At 61.6% G+C, this 20,076-nt stretch carries 16 protein-coding genes; 10 read left to right on the top strand and 6 right to left on the bottom strand.

Going from position 1 to position 20,076, the window contains the following annotated elements; translation table 11 throughout:
- Positions 1-666: 666 nt before the first annotated feature.
- Positions 667-1,437 carry an ESX secretion-associated protein EspG gene (locus tag TY25_RS41235; RefSeq protein ID WP_042259097.1) on the bottom strand — a complete coding sequence of 257 codons (771 nt, stop codon included), beginning with the start codon at positions 1,435-1,437 and terminating at the stop codon, positions 667-669.
- A gap of 1,352 nt (positions 1,438-2,789) precedes the next feature.
- Between TY25_RS41235 and TY25_RS22930 the strand changes: the two genes are divergently transcribed.
- The 4 genes from TY25_RS22930 to TY25_RS22915 all read left to right on the top strand — a co-directional run bounded on the left by TY25_RS22930 (position 2,790) and on the right by TY25_RS22915 (position 7,340).
- Positions 2,790-3,281, top strand: coding sequence for a hypothetical protein (locus TY25_RS22930; protein ID WP_042259096.1), 492 nt, complete (start codon positions 2,790-2,792; stop codon positions 3,279-3,281).
- Between the two features lie 194 nt (positions 3,282-3,475).
- Entirely contained in the window at positions 3,476-3,787 is a 312-nt protein-coding gene (locus TY25_RS22925; protein WP_042259095.1) for a hypothetical protein, read from the top strand.
- Positions 3,787-6,255: a TPR repeat domain-containing protein gene (locus tag TY25_RS22920; RefSeq protein WP_042259094.1), complete on the top strand. Its 2,469-nt coding sequence runs from the start codon at positions 3,787-3,789 to the stop codon at positions 6,253-6,255. Before TY25_RS22925 ends, TY25_RS22920 begins: the two co-directional genes overlap by 1 nt.
- Entirely contained in the window at positions 6,252-7,340 is a 1,089-nt protein-coding gene (locus TY25_RS22915; RefSeq protein ID WP_146154111.1) for a hypothetical protein, read from the top strand. The genes TY25_RS22920 and TY25_RS22915 overlap by 4 nt, the downstream gene beginning before the upstream one ends.
- A 43-nt stretch (positions 7,341-7,383) precedes the next feature.
- Here the strand turns inward: TY25_RS22915 and TY25_RS22910 are convergent, their stop codons facing one another.
- On the bottom strand, positions 7,384-7,989 hold the full coding sequence (locus TY25_RS22910; RefSeq protein WP_081869033.1) for a DUF3558 domain-containing protein: 606 nt from the start codon (positions 7,987-7,989) through the stop codon (positions 7,384-7,386).
- On the bottom strand, positions 7,986-8,438 hold the full coding sequence (locus TY25_RS22905; protein ID WP_052383127.1) for a hypothetical protein: 453 nt from the start codon (positions 8,436-8,438) through the stop codon (positions 7,986-7,988). The genes TY25_RS22910 and TY25_RS22905 overlap by 4 nt, the downstream gene beginning before the upstream one ends.
- A 282-nt stretch (positions 8,439-8,720) precedes the next feature.
- On the opposite strand from TY25_RS22905, the gene TY25_RS22900 reads away from it, so the two are divergent.
- From TY25_RS22900 to TY25_RS22880, 5 genes are all read left to right on the top strand, one after another.
- On the top strand, positions 8,721-10,058 hold the full coding sequence (locus tag TY25_RS22900) for a hypothetical protein (protein WP_042259091.1): 1,338 nt from the start codon (positions 8,721-8,723) through the stop codon (positions 10,056-10,058).
- A 189-nt stretch (positions 10,059-10,247) separates the two neighbouring features.
- On the top strand, positions 10,248-11,696 hold the full coding sequence (locus TY25_RS22895) for a DUF3375 family protein (RefSeq protein ID WP_042259090.1): 1,449 nt from the start codon (positions 10,248-10,250) through the stop codon (positions 11,694-11,696).
- The gene (locus TY25_RS22890; RefSeq protein ID WP_052383126.1) at positions 11,693-12,430 is read left to right on the top strand and encodes a DUF4194 domain-containing protein; all 738 of its coding nucleotides are present in this window, start codon (positions 11,693-11,695) and stop codon (positions 12,428-12,430) included. The genes TY25_RS22895 and TY25_RS22890 overlap by 4 nt, the downstream gene beginning before the upstream one ends.
- Positions 12,417-15,803: an ATP-binding protein gene (locus TY25_RS22885; RefSeq protein ID WP_042259089.1), complete on the top strand. Its 3,387-nt coding sequence runs from the start codon at positions 12,417-12,419 to the stop codon at positions 15,801-15,803. The genes TY25_RS22890 and TY25_RS22885 overlap by 14 nt, the downstream gene beginning before the upstream one ends.
- Positions 15,790-17,040, top strand: coding sequence for a Wadjet anti-phage system protein JetD domain-containing protein (locus tag TY25_RS22880; protein ID WP_081869032.1), 1,251 nt, complete (start codon positions 15,790-15,792; stop codon positions 17,038-17,040). The genes TY25_RS22885 and TY25_RS22880 overlap by 14 nt, the downstream gene beginning before the upstream one ends.
- Here TY25_RS22880 and TY25_RS42820 read toward each other — a convergent pair.
- From TY25_RS42820 to TY25_RS22875, 3 genes are all read right to left on the bottom strand, one after another.
- Entirely contained in the window at positions 16,999-17,979 is a 981-nt protein-coding gene (locus TY25_RS42820) for a hypothetical protein (protein WP_146154112.1), read from the bottom strand. The two genes, TY25_RS22880 and TY25_RS42820, sit on opposite strands and share 42 nt — an antisense overlap.
- A complete protein-coding gene (locus TY25_RS41825) occupies positions 17,967-18,491 on the bottom strand; it encodes a DUF6932 family protein (RefSeq protein ID WP_081869031.1) in 525 nt (174 codons plus the stop codon). The genes TY25_RS42820 and TY25_RS41825 overlap by 13 nt, the downstream gene beginning before the upstream one ends.
- 186 nt (positions 18,492-18,677) lie before the next feature.
- Complete coding sequence (locus tag TY25_RS22875) at positions 18,678-18,938, bottom strand: helix-turn-helix domain-containing protein (protein WP_042259087.1); 261 nt, start codon at positions 18,936-18,938, stop codon at positions 18,678-18,680.
- A gap of 291 nt (positions 18,939-19,229) precedes the next feature.
- Between TY25_RS22875 and TY25_RS22870 the strand changes: the two genes are divergently transcribed.
- On the top strand, positions 19,230-20,069 hold the full coding sequence (locus TY25_RS22870; protein ID WP_042259086.1) for a hypothetical protein: 840 nt from the start codon (positions 19,230-19,232) through the stop codon (positions 20,067-20,069).
- The last annotated feature ends 7 nt before the right edge of the window (positions 20,070-20,076 follow it).

Raw genomic sequence — 20,076 nt, 5'->3', positions numbered from 1 at the left:
CCATTTCGTACACAGCGTGAGCCAGGCGCTCACGTATGTCTCGGTCGGCCACACTGTCGGACAGGTCGTGGATCAGTTTCCGGCGGCGGGTCACTTGGCGTCCTCCTCGATCACACGTCGACGACGCGCCGAGCGTTGGGGCTTGGTTCGTGCGGCTCGGCGGCCGAACGCTGTTACGAATGCCTCGAGCACCTTGGGGATGTCTTCCTGTCGAGCCCTCCACAGAGCGGTGATAGCAACGATGATGACCGCCAACGTGAGGACTAGTACGGGCAACTGGAGCCAGAACACCGTCCATGCACCTCCGGCCCACGTCGCAGCCGCCAATTCGATCGACACAACCACCTCCAGAAATGACAAAAGCCCCCGGAGCGAGCACCGGAGGCTAGGACTTGTGGAAACAAAAAAGCTTCAGCCGATGGGGCTGAAGCTTAGGTTGGACACCCTGGTGCCCGACGTCGAAGACAGTAGAGCCCGAGCGCGGCCCCGTCAACTGGACGCTAAAGCCGCTGTTCGGTAGGCAAACCAGTATGGGCTGAGTGGGTTGTCGTGCACCGATTTCGTAACACGAGAGTCCACTGCCGATCGTGCGTTTCGAGTGCCAGTGGATACCAACCCACATGCCCGGAACGCATCGACACCGCACTGTCGTCCGGTTCGTCCCAGTTACTCCGGTGCGCTATAGGCAAAGAGTCCGGCGCGACGGTAGAGCTCGGCGGTGATGACCTCTCTCGATGCAGGAATGACGGTGGTGTCTGCGCCTACATCGATCAGGTAGCGGCCGGCGGCCGGGTGGTCGTCCGCGATGTCGATCCAGTTCAGGTAGACCGGGGGATGCGGGTGTCGGCTGTGTCGGCGCTGTTCGATGCAGAGGTGGCCTTCCGCTGTGCGGGGTGCGCGCAGCAGGGCGCGGATGCGTTCCTCTGGCGGTAGGTCGCCGTCGCTGGATACGAACCACGTGGTGGGCGGTTCGTCGCCACGGACGCGTGGGGTGTATCCGGTCATCGGTCCTGCCCGCCCTGGGGTCGCGGTGTGCATGGTCGCGGCGATGTGTTTGCCGAGGTTCTGGCTTCGTGTGACCACAACGCGGAGGGCTCCGCCGAATTCTGAAGTGGCACTGTACTTTTGGAAAAGTACCGCGCCAGCGTCTCCAGTTGCCACAGCTAGGGAGCGGAGCTTTCTGGTCGAATCGTGGATCTTGCCAGTGCAGATGATGCGTAGATCCGGGTCTGCCAGGAGGCGAAGCGCCGCAGTCAAGTCGGGATCCGCGTTGCGCGGGTACCGGGAGCTGATCTCGCGACGCAGTTGCGTGTATTCGTCTGCTGTGGAGGGGGTTTCGATGATGCTGATCGGGTAGGGGTATTCATCCTGTTCAGTTTCAGCCCATACCCATGCGAATTCGTCCGGAGTGAAGTCCCAGTGAGCTTGGGTTTTCACCGTGGGTTGCCCGAGTCTGGGGAGGGCGGGTTGTCCCAAGTGTCCATAACCGGTCCGGACAGGGTGAAGCTGCGCGTACTGGACTCGCCACTGCTCTCTCGGTCATCTGGGTCGGGCTGTGGTTGGGGCTGACCGCTCTCGGATGCGGGATCGCTTGGGGGCGTATCGGATTGAGCGACTGCGGTCACTGGACTTGCCGGGGATATAGCCACGTCACCACTGGTCGCTGTACTGCTGCTGCCCGAAGCTCCAGCCTCATCCAATGTCTTTGCAGGGTCAGCGGGCGACGGTGCGCTCGCTGATTGGGGCGGGTGAGTGTGCTCAGGCAGGGAAAGCGAACTTCCCGTGTGAGCGTCGGTGCTGACTGTGCCTGGCGCGCCTACATTCTCGGCCGCGGTCGTCACCTGATTGATGGGGTACGGATAGTCGATCGCATCACGCTCGGCAAATGAGTACTCGGAACCGATCGTTCCTGGCGGGACTGGTGGAAGGTCCGTCAGTTCGGACTGCTGACGTACTAGATAGTCAGGTATCCGACGGGTGTGCTCATCATCTTCTTGGCGACGTGCGCCGGTGCCTGGGCCAAGCCCCATCGGGCCAGCGGGGCGGGCAGATGATCCGGCGGGGCGCCCGCCCGCAGCTAGGGGCGAGGCGGCGCCTGGCATGCCGGGTGCGCCGGGATGCGATGTGCCGGGTCCTCCGGTTCTCGATTCAGCGTTCACGCCTGGGCCTGGCCCCAGACCTGAACGGTCGGGTGTGGATCTGGGACGATTCGATGGCACGGGTCCAGTCGTACTCGGAGAAGTCGTTGTTGTGCTGGCGGGCGTTGTGTTGGTCGTACCGAGCCCGGTTGGCGCGGGCGCGGAACCGTCTGGCTTGCCGAGCCCTGCTGAATTTGTTGCCGCGGGTGCCGTTTGATTCGTGTTCGTCAGCTGTGTGCTAGCTGGTTGGGTCTGTTCTTGGGGCGAGTCCGCTGAATCGGCTGTGCTGTCCGGCGTCCCAGCTTCTTGGTCGGCTCGCGAAGGAATCGCTGGATTATTTTTCGGGACAACAGGATTCGTGTTGTCGCCGTTGACGACGGGTGGCGGGTTGAACGCGGGTACGTTCTCGCCTGATGGAGGGAAGACCGGCAGGTAGATGTTCTTGACCGCCGCGATCGCCTGATTGCGAGCCTGGATCGCAGCTTCGCTGTCAGCTCGATCCTTCTCGCCACTGATCAGTCCGGGCAGGACCGACTCCGCAGGATTATCTGGATCTGGGCTGGTAGTAACTGTAGGGGGCGGCACCGCCGCAGCCAGCGCTTGCGCCGAGTAGAACAAGGCGTCTAATCGCATTCCGACCGACTGTGCGACGTGACCCACGTCCTCGCCGGCCTTGGCGAATTTGTGGGATGCTGCGCGGGCGGCATCTGCGCCTGCGCTTTCCCATTTGCCTTGCATCGCGCGGTCGACGCCGATCTTGTTGAACTGGAACAAGTTCGCTACCCGGGTCGAGGACTGTGCCCAGCCAGTGACCAGGTTCCACAGCGCCTGCTGATCGAGCGCTTGGGCGGCATCCCAAATCTGTTGGTGCGTCATCGTTTCCGGTGGCGGGTCCGGAGTCGTCACGTACGAAGGATCAACCTCACTGCGGCCGAGCTGCTCATCGTTCTTGCGCACCTGCTGCTGGGAGTTGGTGGCCCTTTGCTGCGCCAGTCCGCCCGGCACTCCGAGCAGATCTTCGATGAACGCATCACCGACCTTCGGGGGCGGCTGACCCTCGCCGCTCAACGTGGAACCCCGAGGCCGAGGATGCTGAGAATGCTTTGCAACGTCGTCCCCCTTCGTTCGCTGATCGGAGCCTAACATTTCGAGGTAACCGGCCTGGCTCGTCAGAAGTGGTTGTTGCCCGAAAGGTCGGCATCCATGCAGGTCAGAGTGTTTGATGGCGGCTGGCCGTAGCCGCAGAGACGTTGTGCTGTTGGCGCCGGTACGAGGCGCCGGTTTAAGGTTCTGAGGCAGGACCGGCCGAGGAAACGCTCGAATCCAGGGGGATCCACGTGGGATTGTTGAAGGCTGACATCGACCAGATGAACTCATTGGCGACAGTCCTTGGTGATGTAGGTCAGAAGATCGACGACATCGAGATCCGCGCTGCAGTCGGCGACATCAAGGCCGCGCTTCCGGGCTGCCCGATCCCTGATGCCTGCGCCAAGGCCGGTGAATCAACCGAGTACGCCTGGCTCAAGGTCGCTGACCGCTTCCGCTCGGTCGCGACCGCAGTCCAGAACACTGCCGCCGATATCAACGCCACAGACGAGTCGTTCAAGCGGCGGCTCGAGGCGATGTCGTTCCACGATAAGGACCGCTGATGCCGACCCGCAGAGAGGTCGAGGACTGGCGTACCTCGGCGCTATCGGATTGGGCAGGCCGCATCGAATCAGGCGACCAGGCGTACACAGCCCAGCTCGAGCGCGCGATCAACCATTTCAAGAACCTCAACGGAGCGTGGGCCGGGAAGGCCTACGACGCTGCCTACGACCGCATCGGGGAAGACCAGGACGAGGGACGCAAACTGTCCTTCGAAGTACGCGAGTTCATCACCGCCCTCCGCAGTGCTGACGGCAGGCTGTCCGACGAACGCCGCGTCCTGCTCGGAAAGGTCGTCGAGGCAGAACAAGACCACACTGAAGGTGCCTCTTTCACGGTCTTGGACCAGTGGGCGATTCAGGTCCAGTACCCCGATCCCATGCCCGAGGACAAGCTGACAACGATCCAGAATCGTGCCCGTGCGCTGCAAGACGCTATCAACTCGGCCTACTACAGCCTGAGCAGTGCGATCTCCGACGTCATGACAGCGATCAACACCAACGGGGAAGAAGTCCGCACCCGCGGGGACCAACTCGGCAGCGGGATCTTCGCCAAAGGCCCGGCGGACTGGACAACTCAGCGCGAACTATCCGGAGAACTCGGCCGCGAAGACGGCGAGAACATCTCCGATGGCAAACTGTCCGACGCCGAAGCCGCCCGTATCGCTGCTCGCCTAGCACAGGCCAATCTCACTCCCGAGCAACTCCAGGCGTTGGCCAACGGCCAGGACATCACCGTCCCAGCTTCCACGATGGACTACCTATCCGGCTTATATGACAAATCCGGGCGCGACGGCCTCCTTGCGGTGTCGGAGCAGCTGCGCGCCAACGGATCCCCGGAATCACAGCAACTACGCCAGTACCTCGCCAATGGCATGATGACCGTCTCCAACGAACACGTCGTGGCAAAGAACCCTCAAGGTGCCGCGACCGACCGCGGCAGTTGGAACAAACTCAACCCGGAAGTCCGCGAAATCATCGGCACCCGACCGAGATTCAGCACCGACGCACCGGACGCGAACACCCGCGAAGTGCCGGACGACTATCGCGCGGACTGGACTTCCTCGCACGGCCGTAACGGTACCCTGGAGGAGTACCTCCCTGACATGGCGAACTTCGCCGACTTCGTCAACAGCGCCGACGAGGGATACCAGCCCGGTCAACGACTCGGTGTCGAACTCACCCGCCAATCTGCCCATCAGGCATGGCTTTTGGAGAACGGTGCCTACACCCACTACGAAGGTCGTTCCGAGGACACCGCCAAGTTCTACAGACTGACTGAGACCAGTGCCCAGGACCTGCTCGACGCCGGGAGCCACAGCAAGGAAGCCAATCACGCCATTCTCACCGGCCAGGGTGGTGACGAGCTCTTCGGTAAGGGGGTGCCGGGACAGAGCTTCGACGGCTACCCACGCGACGATGTGATGAAGTCGCTCATGAAACACGACTGGCCCGACGACGGAAAGGTCGCTAGCCAACTGGTCTCCTGGATCGGCGACGACGCCACTTCGTCGAACCAGGACGTTTCAACCAGAGCGGGGCAAGCTGCTTCCGGCCTTGCGCAGTTCGTGTCGAGCCAATCCAAAGATCTGATGAACCTCGACGGTGCGGGCACGGCATCCGTTGGCGAAGTCAACCCGCGTGCCGTACAAGGTATTTCGACGGCGCTGAGTCCATATATAGCTAACTTGGCCGGCGTGCAGGAGCAGTATCTTCCGACGCACGGATTCACTCCGCCTGATTCAGAGGGCAGCCTGTCTCGAGATGCTGCCCAGAAGATTTTTGCGGTGGTCGACACTGACAAGCAGGCCGCGATCCAGTTCAACGGTGCCGCCCTCAGTACCTCGGGTGACCTCCAATCGGCATGGACACGATCTGTTCTTGAGGACCCCGCCAATCCGGCCCACGATTTGGCGGTGCGATCGGGCATCATCAACGGCCTGGTCGACCGCGGCTTGGATCTCGAAACTGCCGACCGGACCAAGGACGGCGTCATCCAGAAGGCGCATACCTTCGCCGACAAGGGTGAGGCTTACGACTCGTTCAAAACAGGGATATCGACTGGCATCAAGTACGTGCCGGTCGTCGGTACCTACGCCGGACCGCTGATCGATGCGACCAACACCGAGTTCAAGAACAACCTGATCGGAATCGCCACACCACCCGACCCCGCTACACCGAACCTCGATACGCACAACAGCCTGGCGGGAGCACGCCAGTACTACCAGGTAGCGCAGGTGCTCCAGGCTCAGGACAGCGTGCTGGCCCACGACCCCCGCTACAACTACCTGTTCGACAACGACGGCAAGCTCAAGGACTACGACGCTGTCGTTCGTCAACGACATGGTGATCAGGTGGGTGTGTACACAGCGTTGACCAACATCCTGAACAACTACCAAGGCGGCGTGCTACAAGATCCGCTGCAGGTGATGCAGCAAAGAGTCACGGAAGGCAGGAACCTCGTCCGGTGACGCGCATTCGATTCCTTCTCCTTCCCGCACTACTGGCAGCAGTTGTGTCCGGGTGTGGCAACTCGGAACGTGGTTCAGCTGCGTTGACTGCGGCCGAACGGCTCGTAGACCAGGCGTCGACCAATGGTGTAGTCGACAAGGGCGCGGTCCACGACGCGTTGAGAGGGGTCGGCTTGCCGCAAGGGGTGACGTCCGACGACTTGCTGGACCAGTTGATGAGTCATCGCTGGAACACCAAAGATTCGACAGTCGGCAACCTGTTCGTCTGGATCGGCTCGGACGCTGGCTCGTCTGACGCCGCGACGTCGACCCGCGCGGGCGAATCCGCAACGATGCTCGCCAGATACGTAGCCGATCACTCTTCAAAATTGCTGAATGTCGACGGTCCCCGTACCAGTGCGGTAGGCGAGGCCAATCCTGAGCTGGTGCAGAGTCTCGCGGTGGCTTTCACTCCTTACCTGCGTGACCTTGCTGGTGCCAGCCCGGAATTCGTCGCTTCGAGAGGGTTCACCGCGCCTGATCCTCTCGGTAACCTCCAGCGACCCAAGGCGCAGAACGTCTTTGCCGTAATCGACTCTGGTGCAACATCAGCACTCGACCTGAACAGACAAGCAGTCGAAACCATCGCCAAGCTGCAATCCGACTGGACCCGATCGTGGCTGGCGGATCCACAGAACCCAGAACTCCAACTTGCCTATTACGCAGGAACACTCAAAGGGCTCGTGACCCGAGGACTCGATACCGAGGCTGCGGACCGAGCCAAAGACCAAACGAAGGATCCCAAGGAAGTCGCCCCCCGGGTAGCGGTCAGCAACGATCTCGACCCTGCCCACACCGTCTACGAGATCGCACGCACGCTGCAAGACGCCGACGGCCTGCTCACACATGACCCGCGATACGACAACCTCTTCCAGCCGGACGGACGGCTCAAGGACTACCGTGCGCTGGTTGATTCAAAGAGTACGAGCACTCTGTATAGCGATCTACTCAACATCGTGAACACCTACCGCGGCGGCGCGATGAAGAACGCGGTCCAGGACCTGGAGGCATACATGCGTCAAGCCACCGAGGCTGTACTGCGCTGAGACGACCGGCAGCGAGTTGGGGATTGCCGAACGAACGTGATGCCTATGCGCGCGGCAAGCTCGGCTCGATGGACTCAGCAGTGCTCCGGATCAAATCGCAGGGCCGGTCCGCAGTCCGCGCCTTGTTGACGTCGAGTTGCAGTTGGAGCACCCCGTCAGTGGCCTTCATGGCCAAGAAGCACGTTGTATTGGTCGAGTCGCCCGGGAGCTGATATGTCACAGCCTCGCGGCCGGCAACCGACGTAGTTGCTGCGGAGCTCGCGTATCGATTTTTGTACTCATCGAGCGTCAGGTTCGACGACGAGGTGACCAAAGATCCCATCAACAGTCCCTGCTCTTTGCGAGTGAACTCACATCCGAGCGCGGAGTAGCCATCTGCGATGAAGTCCTTGCGCCTACGAGTCCGCGGATCGTATCCAGCTCGCTCGATCGTCACATCATCGAGCTTGAAGCAGGGATCGAAAGTCACATCCTTACGGCCCTGGTTTCGCTGGGCAGGAGCCGGCGGCACCGAAACGGCAAGTTTCAGCTGAGTTGACGACGGCGCTGCAGAGCTCTCCGCTGGATCGCCCCCCGACGTTTCGCTATCACACGCCGAGGCCAGCAGGACAGCGACGCCGCAACATGCTGCAGCAACAGAACGCTTCATGCCTTCAGTCCATTGGACTCGGCGACGAACCGCAACGCGGCAGCGTTCTTCTGGTCCCCCTCCTCGTACATCTGGCCTGCTCGCAGGTACGCCTCCTGCAGCCGGAGCGCGCCTTCGATGAACTGCGTCAGCACATCGAACAGCTGATTGGCTTTGTTCGAGAACCCGGTCGCCAGCTGCTGGGCTGAACCGAAGCCACCGAAACCCGCAAGGTTGAGGATGCTCTTGATGTTTTGCTGCTCAGCTACCAGTCCGTCAATGAGAAGGTCATAGGCCCGAACCGCCTCTCGAACTGCTTCTTTGTCGAACTGCAGTTGTCCGGTCCCCGCGGCCTGGTTGAACGCCTGGATCTCGGCTCTGCCGTAGTCGACTTGCATCGTGAACCCCCGTTCGAGTGCCTTTTCGCAGCTCAACAGTAGCTGAACGGCTGAGTGCAGGTTGGCGAGCAAGGCTCAAGCACGCCTCGCCGCTGAGGCCACCGCACCTAAGTGGGAATCCAGCGTGGCAGCGCGTTGACTGTCGTCAGCGTCCGGTCGTAGCGGATGAGTCTGAGGTACGCTCCTACGCCCGCAACACCACGTTCTCCGCTCGCCGGTTGAATACCCAAGTGGCCCAACACGGGTCAGACCGTTGTGCCTTGACCGGTCACCAGCTCCGCTGGGTGGTTGGCTATCTGTTGCACTTGTTCGGAATCGTCAGTTGAGCATGGCCCTGCCAGTAATGATGATCGGATGGGTAAGAATCCCGCGCAGCTGAACCAGAAGCAGGCCGATGTTCTCGGATGGATCATTGACGGGTGCCCCGATGGTGTCTTCAGCGATCCTGAGCACCGAATCACTGCGCGGGCCCTGGAACGTCGTGGGCTCGTCACAATCAGCGGGAAGGGAAGTACTTGGGCGGCTGTGATTACCGACATGGGTCGGAAGTGGCATGCGGAGCCGCCAGCGGCGGTGCTGCCGGATGAGGCGGACGCGGACCGACTGATCGCGCGGGTCCTGGAGGCAGGTGACTGCCTCGTTCTTCCGCAGGATCGCGAGGTCGAGGAATCTCACAGGCGCCTTGTTGCGCTGAGTTTGAAGTCCCAGTCGCGGCCCAGAGGTAAGAAACTGGAGATGGTCTCGACCGGGGCATGGGGGCAAGGTCCTAAAGCGATCGTGTTCACAGAGCATTTCGATGATCTAGTTGAGACTCGACCCGTTTCTGTTCCAGAGCGCATCGCGAAGTATCACCCGGCTGTGAAGGCATTCGTGGCCGACAAGGATTGGCAGTTCGTCAGCAGCGACCACGTCCCACGCGCTGCTCGGATTCTGCAGGCCATCGCCACTGCGGCTGCGGACCGCGGGATCGACGCAATGGCTCCGGTTGTCGCTGCGAAACGCCGATCACGCGACCTGGGCAGGTGCCACTTGGCGTTGGCGACCCCAGCCGGGGTCTACGGCCTCCAGATCAAGGAGATTGCTGCCCGGGGTGCGCCGAAGATAGAGCCGCGGCAGTGGAACCATCGCAAGATCCAGCCGTCGTGGATCCAATACCGTGGATGGGAGTTCATCAGTACCGGCAAGCTCGAACTGGTAGTCAAAGGGCCGGGAAGCAGCTACAACGGTGACCACTATCGCGACGCGAAGACCGTCACTGTCGAAGACAAGCTCCCCCAGGTCTTTCGAGCGTTCGAGATCCAAAAGCTCCGCGCTGACTGGCGGGAGCAGGAACGTGAGCGTGAGAAGGCCGACCGGCGCCGCCGCTGGGAAGCGGCGATGGCGGACGCAAAAGAGCGATACTTCGAGCATGCTCGGTGGGAGCACTTCAAGGATTGCTCCCACGAATGGCAGTCCGTCAACCAGTACCGAGGATTCCTCGCCGCGGCGAGAGAAGCTGCGGAACAATATGCCGGAACCGACCGTGACGCCATCCTTCGGCAGCTCGAAGAGGCAGCGCGAAGTGTCGACGCGCGGGACCCTATCCTGCAGCTGTCGCGCATAGTGCCGGGCCTGGCAGAACCAAAACCGGAGGATCTAAAACCATTCCTCCAGGGCTGGAGCCCGCATGGTCCAGATGGATCGGTTTGGTGACGAAGCCGATCCTGATCACGCGTGTGTCGTGATCGGTTGCTGCCGAAGACTGACTGCCTGGACATCATCGCACCTAGAACTTGGGTAGGTCGCTCGGCATCCGGCCGAGATACATCCCGTGATCCCCGCAACGTTGTCGGACCTAACAGCGATGATGTGTCCAGATAGTTGGCTGGCGCGGGAGCACTTATGACTTCGTCTCCTCTGGCGGATCTGTTCGAGTCGAACAAGACCTTGCAAGATGTCGCTGCCGTGCGACTGTTTGCAGCTAAGAACCTTGCCCCATACGTCACGCTGATGGAACGTCATCTGGACGGGAGCGCCAAGGTCGCTGAACCCGAGCTCGTTTTGTGCCTGGAGCGCGACCTGGAGGAGGTCGGCCTGGCCGAGCAGACCGGCTTGGGTCTGATTAAGACGTGGGCGAGTTCAGGCTGGTTGAACCGCGTCTCCGACGGCGCCGGGCAGGGCGCACAGAACGTGTGCTCACTGACCGAGGATGCCCGCAGTGCCTTAGCGTTCCTGCGGAAGCTGCGCCGCGGTGACACCGTCGCAACGGGTGGGTCGATCGTCCACATCGCCAGTGGTCTCAAACGGATCGCGTCCCAGCTCGACGAGGATCCGGCGCGGCTTCGTGTAGAGATTGAAGCTCAGATCGAGGACCTGTTCGGCCAGCTCACGGACCTGGACAAGGGGCACCGGCCTGAACCCAACCTGGTGGATCTCGCCGACGAGGCTCGGGCGATCGCCTACAACATGGAACAGGTCGTCACGGACATAGTCAGCTACGGCGGTATGCAGAACGACATCACCACTAAACTCATTGAGGGGGTTGAAGACTCCGACATCGAGTTCCGCGACCGCTCACGGCGAATGTTCACCGACTACGACGCCTTGTTCGTGTCCCGGGAGCGGGCCTCGTATGCCGCATTCACCCGCATGGTCCAGGACCCCGACCAGCGGGCGCGGCTGCGCTCGGACATCAACACCGTCGTGGAGCGTCTGCCTGATCTGGAGACCGGCTTACGCGATGTCATGGTGCACTTCTTCCAGCGGGTGTCAGCGCAGATCGGGGAAGTGGGCCGCGTCGAGCAGCGTTGTGCACTGCGGATCAAACGGTTCTTCGCCGCAGGCACCGCCGAACAGGCACGCGGCCTGGCTCGACAGATCAATGCGGCGCTGGCCACTGGGCATGCGCTGCTACGTGAAGCGGTGGTGGACTCACCCACCCGTGCCGAACTACCGATCAGCCCGTCTTCGGTGACCAGTGTCGGGGCGTTGGTGTTCGACATCCAGGACCCCTCGCCGCCCAAGCCAGCCAAGGAAGTGCCGCCGTCTGACGATCTCAGCGGCTTCAGCGGGCTCATCGCCCAGGTCGACATCCCTGCACTAACAGCGCTGGTCAATAGAGCGGTGTCCATGGGGCCGATTCCGTTGCCAGAGGTCATCGGCATGATTGACGACCCGTACTTGGGTGACGTGGTGGTGCTGTGGGCGTTGGCGGACAAGCAGGATCCGGGCACGGCGGTTACCGCGGATACTCGTCGGGTCCGATTCCGATCCGTCGACGGACGCCAGTGCCTGATCGAGGTGCCGTGTGTGGTGTTCCGCAGGCCGGTCGAGGCGGTGAGTGACCTGTGAGCACGCCACATTTGGGGGCCTTCAACTTTGACGATCTACCCGAGGTTGACCTGGCTGCTACCGCCGAGGCGACGACGTCTCCGCGGTTTGACGGGGACAGCAGCGGCCTGCCCAACCAGGCGTGTTGGGTGCTGCAGAATCTTCTCACCCGCCGCTATCTCACCAAGGACGACAAGCCTGACTTGTGGTCGTGGCTCATCGAGCACCGCAAGGTTCTGGCGTCACGCCTGTGCGAACTGGATCTGCGGTTGCGTATCCACGAGGACCTCGATGTGGCCTACGTCGAGCCTGCTCTGCTCGACAATCCGAATCCTCACAGCCGCAAGGTTCTTCGTCGAGAACCGCTCGGAACATACGCCTCCATAGTGGCTTTGCATCTGGCCAAGATTGCCCGCACGTCCCATGACGAACACGTCATCATCAGCCGCGCAGACATCCAAGACTTGTTCGGCAGTGTCCGCCACCGCGTAGATCGCGATGAGGCGATGCTGCGCAACCGTATCGACGAGGCGATCACCAAACTCAACAAAACCCAGATCCTGCTGCGCACTCGCGATGACGAGGACAGCTACGCCATCAGCCCGGTGATCCTGGCGATCATGAGCGGCCAGATGGTCGATGAACTGAGCAAGGAGTTCGACCAGTTGCTGCGCCGGGCCCAAGACGACGCCCCAGGCTCGTCCACGCTCGACAGCGACGACTACGGGGAGCGGGAACTCGGTGGCGACGACTAGCGCGATACAACGACAGGTGTGGTTGTCACGGCTGCAGGTGATCAACTGGGGCGTCTTCGACGGCTACCACGACATCCGGTTCAGCCGGGCGGGTACACTCATCACCGGCGCATCAGGAAGTGGCAAATCGTCGCTGCTAGACGCGGTGTCACTGGCTTTCCTATCGGCCAAACGCCGCAATTTCAACGCCTCCAGCGACAGCACGGCGATCGGCTCCAACCTCGGAAAGCGCACTGTCGACAAGTACATTCGTGGACTGTGGGGCGAGCGACAGCAGCCAGGTGAACGCCCCAAGCCGATGTTCCTCAGAGGAACCGGACCTGCCTGGTCAGCCGTCGCGGTGACCTACACCGGCAGCGACGACACGATCGTGACCGGCCTGGTCCTCAAATGGTTGGCTGCGGGCGCGGATACCGACGCCTCGAGTTCCTATCACCTCATCAAACAAGACGCCGACATCCTCGACCTGTGCAACACCTGGCGCGACAGAGGCTATGCGAAGGCGGTCTTCGAATCTGCCGGCTGGCAGGGTCGGCGCGATCACGAAAGCTGGTACCTCGACCGGCTTTACGCCGCCACTGGAATCCAGGGGCAGACCGCGGCATTGCAACTGCTCGGAAAAGCGAAGTCACTGAAAAGTGTTGGTGGACTTGAGCAGTTCGTGCGAGATTACATGCTCGACGTCCCGGAGTCGTTCACCTCGATCAAGGACGCAGTCAACCAGATCACTCCACTGGTCGATGCACGCAACGCCCTTGCCGTCGCCCAGAAGAAGCGCGGTGTTTTGGGCGATGTCGAAGACATACACGATCGTTACGTCACTGAAGGTGCTCAACTCGCCAGCATCGACATCATCGACCAACAGATGGTGCGCGACTGGGTCGACGAGCAGCGGCTGGCGCAGATTGAGCCCGAAGTCTTAGGACTCGACACCGAGATCGAACGGATCGGCGCCGAGCGCCAGGAGTTGTCCAACCAACGCGACATCCTGACCGCCAAACGCGACGTGCTCACCGCCAGGATCGCCTCCGCCGGTGGCGATCTGCCGTCTCTGCGCGCCGAATTAGCCCAGGCCAGTGACTATGCCGAGAAGGTTGGACGCCAACGTACCCGCTACGACGAACTACTTTTGGACATGGGCTACCCGCCGGTCGACAACGCCGCCGATTTCGCGTCCATGCGGTCGTACAGCCATGCGGAATCGACCAGGATCACCGCTGAGATCAAGGCATTGCAGCACAGATTGACCGACCAGGAAGGTCCTCGCCGGCGCGCGGCAGAGGACCAGATGAATTCCTCGCGCAAGGAACTCAAACGGGTCGAGCTTCTTCGAACGACAGTGCCCGCTAACGAGGATCGAATCCGCACCGAAATCGCCCAGGCGCTGGGCGTCTCGTCCAAACACCTTCCTTACGTGTGCGAGCTGATGGACCTCGAGCCGCAGTACGCGATGTGGCGCAAAGCAGTGGAGAAGGTACTACGCACTGCGGGCTTGGTACTCCTGGTTCCTGACCGACACCACCGCGCCGTGTTGCATTACGTCAACGACCACAACATGCGAGGGCTGATCCGGATCGAACACGTTCAAGGCGCCGACCGCCAGCCCAGCCAGCCACAGACAGGCACGCTTGCCGAATGCCTACAGGTGATCGACCGCGACCACGAATGTGCCAGGACCGCAGCGCAGGTGATCTCCAAGGCGGGCGATTACACCCGTGTCGGGGGTCCGGACGAGTTCCGCCGGCACCGTCGAGCCGTGACGATCGAGGGTCTGCGCCAAGAAAGTGAGCTCCGCGCCGTCAAGGACGACCGCAGAGAGATCCCCGCCTCGCAATACATTTACCAAGGCAACATCGAACACAAGATCGCTGCGCTGCGTGAGGAGCTGGGTCACGCCACAGCGGAGTTCGAGGCCAGTGACGAGGCGGTCACCGGCCTACACACCACAATCGAATCCCTCGGCGCCGAGAAAGAACGATGGGGGCGGCTCAGCGCCGGATTCGAGCACTACCGCGATGTCGACGCCGACAGTGCTGACGGTGAAGTGCAAAGGCTGCAGAACCAGCTCGACCAATTCGAAGCCGAGCACCCCGACCTGGCCAACCTTCAGAAGCAGGCCGGCGACTACCTGAAGGGCATCAACGCATTGTCGGGGCGAATCGTCATCCTCGATGAGCGAGAAATTACCCACGACGCTCGCCGCACCCAGTTGCTGGAACTTCAGGACACGCTGCATCCCGGTGTCGTAGGACCCCAAGCCCGCACCACGCTGCACGACTACCTGCCGCAACTATCCGTGTCGCTGGATGTTGTCGTCCCGGCGCCATATCGGCAGGCTCTCGTCGCGCTGATCGAGAAGGACCAGAGGCAACTGGGAGAAGCGGTGCGCAGATCGCTTGGTGAGCTGCAGCGTATCGTCAGCCAGTTCGACGCACAGTTCCCAGACGACATCCCAAACAGCAGCGACGATCTCGACGAGAAGATCCACGACTATGTCGCCCTGTGCCAGCGCATCGACAGCCGTGAGCTGCCCCAAGCTTATGACCGCATGCTCCGGTTGATCACCGAACAGGCTCCCACAGCAGCGCTACGGCTCTACCAGCTCGCAGAGGAAGAGACCCAGCGTATCGAGGATCAGGTCGCCAGGGTCAACCTCGGACTGGGCTCGGTGGAGTTCAACCGCGGCACACGGCTGACGCTGCACGCCGACATCAAGAAGCTGGCTGCTGTCACCGACCTCAACGATCGAGCTCGCCGAATCTCGGGTCGGGCCGCAGCGGTCTCGGCTGGAGATCAACACGCGATACACGACCAGTACCGCGACATCCTCGAACTACGCAACCTCCTGTCCGCCGAGACCCCAGAAGCCCGGCAATGGACCCGTGATGCCCTTGATGTTCGTAACAGGTTCACTCTCTACTGCGCCGAACGCGAAGCGACGACAAGTGATTTGATCCGCACCTACAGCAACGCCGGCGCCAACTCCGGAGGCGAGCAGGAGAAGCTGATGGCGTTCTGCCTGGCTGGAGCACTGAGCTTCAATCTCGCTGATCCCGAGACCGGGGACAACCGGCCAGTGTTTTCGCAGTTGATGCTTGATGAAGCATTCTCAAAGTCTGATCCGGTCTTCGCTCAGCAGGCATTGTCGGCTTTCCGGAAGTTCGGGTTTCAGCTGCTTATCGTCGCCACCGTCCAGAACACGACAATCATTCAGCCTTACATCGACAGCGTGGCGATGGTCTCCAAGCGAGACCAGCCTGGAAAGGATCCGGTCGCATCAGTCCGGACGGTGACCGTCACTGAGTTCGCCGATATAGGACACAGCCTGACAGCTGCGTCCAAGACCGGGGTGTCGACCAATGCTTACCGTTGAGGCTGCCGTTGCAGAGCTGCAACAACGCTGTCGGACACAGTGGTTGGTGTGGTTGCTCGGCAAACGGAGATGGCCGATGCGAATCGGCCTGGGCGCGCCCAAGGGTACAGAATTCGACAACGACGTCATCGGCGTAACGAACTGGGCTGGCACCTGGCAAGCGGCCATCGACAATGCGCGCATACCCGGCATCACTGCAACAGAGTCCCGCCGGGCGCGCGGGCTGGGCGCCCATTTTCTGCCCACTGTCTGGGAGATTGAAGGTCCAGAAGAGGCCCTTGTTGTTGCGCCCGATGTGGCGGCGAGCTACCGGATTGCCGAACAACGACTCCAGGAGGCCGTCAGTCTTGCGGGAGTGGTGTGGGACGACATCAGCATGATTCCCATCAAGAACGCTCGCACAATCGCCGCGTTCGACGGCAAGGACTGGACGAACGCGGTCGCAGTCGTGAACCACCTCACCACGATCGGAGTCGGCGAAGCCACGATGGTTCGGCAACTGGCCATCCCCGGTGTGCACAGCAAGTGGATCGAGAGGAACGCCACAGTGCTGGGCGCCATGCTCGGCGTGCCCAACGACCGTACGCTCGGTGACCCGCTAACTCGGCTCTTCAACCACATTGGTCTGAAGGGCAAAGACATCCCCCTGCGCGTGACCCTGGCATGCCCGCACCTCCGCACGAAGGCAGCGGGATTACTGCGGTTCGATGCAACCATTCCGATTCTCAACAGCAGCACCTTGTGCCCCTCCGCAGTACTCGTCGTAGAGAACCTCGAACTCGGCCACACCCTGCCCACTGAACTTCCCGGCGTGGCCATAATCTGCGGTCTCGGTTCAGGTGCACCGCTTCTCGCGGCGCTCGGCTGGGTTCATGCCGCGGCATGTGTCCTCTACTGGGGCGACATCGACCGCGCCGGACTGGCGATCCTCGCCACGGTTCGCCGTGCCGGCATTCGCGCTCACGCGGTGATGATGGACGGAACCACGCTCGACGCCTATCCATCTGCGCAGCATGAAACCGACACCCAAATGGATTCCGACGAGGTACCGATCGGACTTGAGGGTGGCGAGGTCGACCTCTACGTGAGGCTCAACAGATTCCACAACGAGACTGGTCGAGAGCTTCAGCTCGAACAGGAGCACATACCAGTAGCCCAGGCGCATCTCGCAATTACGGGCGCACTGCGGGAGTGTTCAACGTGGAGGGAGTCCTCGATGCCGCCCCGGTCCCGTTAGTTCCAGAGAAACAAGAGTCCGCTTCGTTACCTGGTCTTTATCTGGATCTGCTTCTTCTCGCACGATGGCTCGAACCTGTTGATCGAGAGCCTTCATTGATGCGTCGACCAGGTTGGTCGGCAGCGTGCCGCTGATGCGTTGGCCAGTAGGCGTCTGGAGGTCGAACCACGTTCGTACGCTGCTGGCGGTCTGCCAGAGGCCGTAGTAGGTAACCTCTGTAGCAGTCAGCGAGCGCTCTTTGATGAAGGTTTTCAACTGCGTTGCGTGCGGTGGAGCGAACGAGAACCGCTCGGCAGGCTCGGTTCGCGATGAGAAGTCGATCGTGAAGTCGGCATCAACACAGCGGCCAGCGAGACGAGCCAGCTTGCGCCAGCCGTCCGCCCCGATCTGGTCTGTGTGTTCGGACACGGTTGAAGGCCCGTTGGCAGACTGCCGTAGCACGCTGAGTACGCGGTTCAGGGCTTCGCCCGTGTGAGACTCAAGCCTCTCCAGTTCCGGCATGACTGCTTGACCAGGAGATTCCCCGGGGAGTTGCATCGCCTCATCGATGCCAGGCAGAGGGCAAACAAGGTCGATTTCGACCGAGCCAGCCAGTAGTGGGCGCATCAGCAGGCCAAAACGCTTCCGTACCGAATCGGTGATTGTTGAATACGGCCGGTCCAGCATCAAGTTTGCTACCGCAACCACCGCGTCGTTGAACTCATAAGCAGCTCGCAGTATTTGATATGCAGGCCCTGTATGCCCCGCAACGGCGCCGTCGTGGAACCGTGCGATCACTCCTCGGCGTCGGGGCATCCAGGCTTCGTGCACCATGTCACGGAGGCCGCGTGCCGAGTCACGGTTCGCTTGGGTCATCCAGTCGTCGGTTTCGGGGTGGCGCGCCGCGAACGCTGCAAGCCCACGGTCGAGCGCAAAAAGCTCGGAATCTATGTCCACCACGGCATCACCTCCACGTACCCCTTGCTTGTCGCTTCACCGGTTGCCCTGCATCGTTGCCAGAAGTCATCCCACTTGCCACGTAGCATGTGGTACACCCATGCTTCGGGGTGTTGATCAGGGAGTTTAACGACGGAGTACCCGTCCACAAGCAGAGTACGGCCGACATTCGGATGAGCCAGCGATTTCCACCTAGGACCGGGGTTCAGCCAGTCGCGTGCTGCGGGCGTGAACTGAGATGCTGAGCCATCCACGATGGCGGTGATGTCTATATCGCCCGGATTTAGCTTTGCAGTAGCGAAGCTTCCGTCTATCCAGTAGCTCATCACGACAAGCCCACACGCTTGCTGCTGCCGCCGATATTCGTCCAAGTCCTCGGTTAGCTGTTTACGGCGAGTGGAGTCCGGCAGGTTGTTGACGAACTGCTGCCTGAATTCGTCCCTTGTGCAGGTCCAGCGGCCGGGCGGCAGGACAGAGTAACCCTCTGCCCCTGCTACCAAATCAGGAAGAACCATGGCTCGTGCTATCTCGTGCTGTGTTCGACACTTCTATAGTCTCGCAACCTGCAGGTGGTAGCTAGCGTTCTCTCGACACGAGTCAGTCTCGGTCGGTGCATCACCAAACGCACAGACATCTACGTGTTAGTCGACCAGTTTGGGTATCGGTACGTTGCCAGGTGGGTCGGAGAGAAGACGCCGACGTCAGTTTGCGTCGGCCGACGGCACAGGCAGGCCGTCCATGAGTCTTCCTGGCGTCGTCCCCAGCCCGGTGGCGAACTTCACGATGTTCTCCACCCGCGGGCTGCGCCGGCCACGCTCGACCTGGCCTAGATAGGTCCAATGGACCCCGCACGCATGGGCGGCCACCTCCTGGCTCCACCCCAGCTCAGCGCGCCGCGCACGCACCCGCGCTCCGAACGCCGCAGCGGTCGGATTGAGCGGGGGCTTGCCTGGGCTGGACATATCGAGCCAAGCAAAAACGTCCCGCGCGTAATGATCCAGAGCGTAATCGTCCTAGGCGCTTCCATCCCATGCGTAAACGTCGTACTATGCTCGACTCGATCGCCACGTGCGGCCCTCTCGACCGGACCATTCCTCGGCCCGTGTAACCCGAGCTCGGCGCGTGGCAGCTCTGCCTTGCTCGCACCGAGTGAACGCCCACCTTCACACGAGATCGGAGCTCGAGCATTGTCCACAGTGATATTGAAAGGGCGCCATGACGGCGCCGACCCAGCAGCCGAATCGTGGCTGGCCGTGACCGAGTTGGCCGGAGACACGGACGCGCTCGTGCGGTTGTCGCGGGCCGTCGACCCGGACCGATACGGCTTTGCCAAGCGCGAGCCGCTGAACCTGTCTGAGTGCGTCGATGCGGTCGCCGAAACCGTGCTCGACTTACTCAGAGCTGGACAGGTACCTACCCCGGGCGCGCTCGCCGCAGCCAGGACCAACCCACCCAATGCGCACCCCCGGGAAACCCACGCGCAATCCATCGCAGAAATGAAACGGATCGAGTCGACCGTCCGCGCTCACCTGGACTCGCTGGGGGAAGTGCTGTCCTCGACGATCGCCATGCATTGGATCGCCAACCGGGTGGGACCGACATGGCAGGAAGCGTGGCAAGACGACAGGGTCGCGAGCTGGTGGACCGAAATCTGGGGCAGCGTGCCCGAATACCGGCTGGCCCGCAAACCCATGTTCTCGCTTCTCGAGCGTGCCGGATGGATCGCATCGAATCACACTCCGCGCTCGCTGATTCCGGGCCGGCGCTTCCACATCCACTTCTTCGGCGACCACGTCTCGCAAGAACCCGCCCATACCATCGGCTTCCTCGTGGCCAGATACATCGGCATCCACCGGCGCTTGCACAACGATCGCAGTCCGTCCTGGGCCGATATCGCGGCATCGGCAACCGATGCGAAAGGTATCCCGTTGTTCTTCAACACCTACGACGCTCGTGCCCAGCAAGAGTGGCTGGTAACCCAGGGCTGGATCCGTGTCGAGAATGACGAACTGCGACGCGGTGAGCGTGCCAAGAGCGAGACTCGCCGTCGCGCCGACCTCCGGAAAGACGCTGCAGGACTGCGCGCAGCCTGACCGAGTC

Origin of the sequence: Nocardia brasiliensis NBRC 14402 (assembly GCF_000308475.2) — a bacterium.
In the GTDB taxonomy this organism is placed as follows: Bacteria; Actinomycetota; Actinomycetes; order Mycobacteriales; family Mycobacteriaceae; genus Nocardia; species Nocardia brasiliensis.
This window is presented reverse-complemented; position numbering and strand designations above follow the sequence as displayed.